Origin of the sequence: Streptomyces sp. NPDC002730 (genome assembly GCF_042888805.1) — a bacterium.
GTDB lineage: Bacteria > Actinomycetota > Actinomycetes > Streptomycetales > Streptomycetaceae > Streptomyces.
Genome location: NZ_JBIAQG010000054.1, coordinates 1 through 3,514, shown reverse-complemented (window position 1 = coordinate 3,514; position 3,514 = coordinate 1). Strand labels below are relative to the sequence as shown.

Annotated in this window: 2 protein-coding genes; one reads left to right on the top strand and one right to left on the bottom strand. The window is 62.9% G+C overall.

The genetic code is table 11. From position 1 onward, the window contains the following. Window positions 1-223, top strand: a 223-nt coding sequence (locus ACFYXH_RS42320; RefSeq protein WP_389575139.1) for a hypothetical protein, incomplete at its 5' end; no start/stop codon positions are given. On the opposite strand, the gene ACFYXH_RS42315 is transcribed toward ACFYXH_RS42320, so the two are convergent. Further along, window positions 224-3,073 (bottom strand): ATP-binding protein, encoded by a 2,850-nt coding sequence (locus ACFYXH_RS42315; protein WP_389575137.1) that lies wholly within the window; start codon window positions 3,071-3,073, stop codon window positions 224-226. Window positions 3,074-3,514 lie beyond the last annotated feature (441 nt).

Sequence of the window (3,514 nt, the reverse complement as noted above, 5' to 3'; positions counted from 1 at the left end):
GCCCGCGCCGCCTTCGGCTTCCGCAACGCCGCCAGCCAACGCCTACACACACGCTGCGTCACCACCCGCCGAGCCCGCGGACACCTCCGCACCGCTCAACTTCGAAGGAGGCCCCCTTTTCGCCGTCGATGAACTCGTACTTCTCGTTCACCGATACTCCTGGGCGAAGAAGGCCGCCGCTTTCCCCAGGAACTTCGTCACCGGGACGTTTCCGACGCTGTGATCACACACCACCCGAGGTCCATTTCCCCCCGTAGCGGCGGCGGGTGTTCTCAGCCGCGAGTTCTACCCTTGAGGTGACCCCGAGCTTCTTCAAAGCGCTGGACACATGCGACTGCACTGTTCTCCTGGAGATGAACAGGGCCGCGGCGATGGCGGGATTCGACAGGCCCTCAGTAACCAGATCCGTGACTTTCCTTTCGGTCTCGGTGAGGGCCTCCCAGCCTGTGGTCGGACCTCGGCGTCGTTGCCGACGGCTCACGATCCCCTGCGCCTTGAGGCGTGCTTCGGCCTTCCCGGCGTACCAGTCCGCGTTCAGAGCAGCGTAGAGACGCAGCGCATTGCCGAGTTCGGTCTGTGCCTGGTCCGTTCGCCCAGCAGAAGCAAGCACGAAGGCGGTGTCTTCGTGATACTGGGCGCATGCGAGTTCACGGGGGCCGTTGTCGTAGTGGTTGTATGCCCGGAGAATAATGTCAGGGTCGTTGGTTGCCAGCCCTTGGCAGTGGGCGGCGATGAAGTGGACGCCGGGTGCGTGGCCCTCGACCTGCTTGAGCCGGTCCAAGGTTTCCGATACCGCTTGCACCGTGGTTCTGTCACCGCAACTGAGGGCGACACGTACGAGGTCGGCGGCGCGGAAGGACAGCCCTGAACCGGCCAAAGGTCCAAATCCTTGCCGCCACCCCTCGAGGAGGTCCGCGTATGCTTCCCGTGGCCGACCGTTGTGCTCCAACAACAACTGGTGCGCCCACCGCGGAATGTACTCGTAGTAGGCGCCGACGGTCGCTGTGCCGGTCACCTGGTTCGCTACCCCCAGTTGCTTCTCGGCTGTGGTGAAATCACCCCGGCACGCGGCGATCAACGCGGCCAGACCGTTGAGCGGGCGCGAGAGATTGAGGTAGTCCTGGAACTCCAGTCCCGCTTCGACCTCAGCGAGGGCGTCGTCCCAGCGGCCGGAGTGGAAACGCGTAATCGCCCGGGCCATGGCGAGATGTGCCGCAGACGGAACCGTGCCACCGCTGCGGTGGGTGATTTCCCAGCCCTCCCGTTCCACTTCCTCAGCCTCCTGAGTGCGGTCCAGCGCCAACAAGCCGTGAGTCCGCATAATTTGCAGCGCAACGAGTTGGTCGACGGGGACCGGATGGGACCGGGTCATTCGCAGGGCCTCATCGGCATAGTCCAGGGCGGCGGAAGGCTGGCCCGCTATGTGCCGCACAACGGAGAGTGCACACAGGGCGTCGACGAGGGCGGCATGCTCCCCCAGTCCTTCGGCGCGACTGACTACCACCGCAGCAACAGATTCAGCTTGTTCAAGCTCTCCGAGGTAGAACAGGCATCTAGCGAGGAAGCCTTGGTACCGCACGGTGCTGGCCGGCGAACAGCTTTCCAGTTGGAGAGCATCCCGAACACGATGGACACCGAGGTCTGGCCGTCCGCAGGCAGCATCTGCCTGTCCAAGAGCCAAGATCAGTTCTTCACGGAGGCCGGCATCACGCAAGTCCTGGAGTGCAGGCTCCGTGCGACGGACTTCCGACTCACGCCCTGCCCAAAGCAAACTGGATGCAAGCAGCACCTCAATGCGCGGTCTCCGCGGGTCGCCGAGAGACGTAAGGCGAAGTACCTCCTGCAGCAGGTCCACTGCCACGTCAGGTGCCCGTCGAGTCAGCACTCTCGCGTGATCCAGCGTCCATTCCATGGCGGCGTCATCACCGTAGCCTCGCGCACCCAGAATCAGATGCTCGCCGACCCGCTCCACGGGGGCGCCGCTCTGAGCCAACGTCCGGCTGACAGTAGCGTGCGCGGACGTCTTATCGGGAATACTTTCGTAGAGTGCACGTCGTACCAGATCGTGACGGAATGCAAAATTCGCGTTATCTTCGCGCAGCAAACCACAGTCGATCGTCTCCAAAATTGGTTCGATCAGATCCCCGACTGATAGTCCACTAACCGTCGATAGCTCCATTACCGCAAAGCCCGGACCAAGAAGCGAGGCGAGGCGCAAGAGGTCCAAGCAGTCCTGGGAGATCCAACTTAGCCGGTACTCAAGGGCGGCAGGCAACGAGGCGGGTATCTCAGATGTGGTGGACTCTGCCACGCCCCCGTCCACCTGGATACAGGTGTCACGCGCAAGTGAGTCAAGAATTTCGGTCAGGAATAGCGGGTTTCCCGATGCACCCTGCAGCAAGCGCTTTAGCCTGGGGCCCGCATCAGCGCCGAGGCTGTCGCGAACGATACTAGACACCGCCTTCTCGGGCAGTGGACCGAGGTCGAGCATCCAGGCGTCACGTTCGACGAATCTACGTCTCAGTTGGTCCAGATTCTCCGAGTGAGGCGCGGAACGACCGGCGGTCACGATCAACAGAGGAAGCGTTGAAAGTGACTTGCCCAGTTGCTCCAAAAGGACCAGCGTGCCGACGTCTGCCCACTGCAGATCGTCCAGCATCAACGCCACCGGCCCCTTGGCACACCAGTCGTCTACCAGGCCGAGGATTGCTTCGATTGTGGCAAACTGGGCATCTGGGGCCCGGGTTGCTTGAATCTCGCTATCGCCACGAATGAGTCTGGCCACAGCTCGCAGCGGTGGTTCAGCCGATACCTCGCCGAGGCCGAGGCAGTGACCCACTGCAGCAAAGGGCAAACGCTGCTCCAGCTCCTCCGAGGCGCCCACCAGAAGACGAAAACCTGTCCTTCCTGCGTGCTCGGCAGCGGCATGCAGGAGCGCGCTCTTACCAATCCCGGGCTCGCCCTCCACAAAGATCGCCCGCCCGTTGCCCGAGGCTACGGTGGCGATGGCCGACTTCAGCCCAGCCATCTCCTCATCACGACCTGCCAGGGGGGCCTTCCGGCCCACACCCATGTTCCCACCTTCTTCTCGCCCAGCGGCCTGGCCTGCTGCCTGGTTCGCCTATCATCTCGCACGTTTGCATCCTTGGCATCCGCCACCTGGCGGAGACGTCGCACCGCGCGGCCGAGCCTGCAGTTCATACAACTAACGGCGGTTTGTCACTGAACCTCTTTCATCCTGTGTTTTGGCAGATCAGGCGACTCTGCTGCGCAATTCCGTGCGGGGGTGAGGGTGGGCGCGGGATGATCGTTCGTGCGGTCGTTGTCCTGTCGTGCGGCCGTGGGGGTGGTGTGGATGTCGATGCGGCCGAAGGTGAGGCGTCCCCCGGAGTGTGGACACGGGGGTTCATGCTGCGAGTGTGAGCCGCCTCGCGTTTTTCGGACACCGTTTCATGGGTGTTTTCTATGCCGCGAGCTGCATGGCTTCGTATTCGGCTTGGACCTCTGCCGGAGT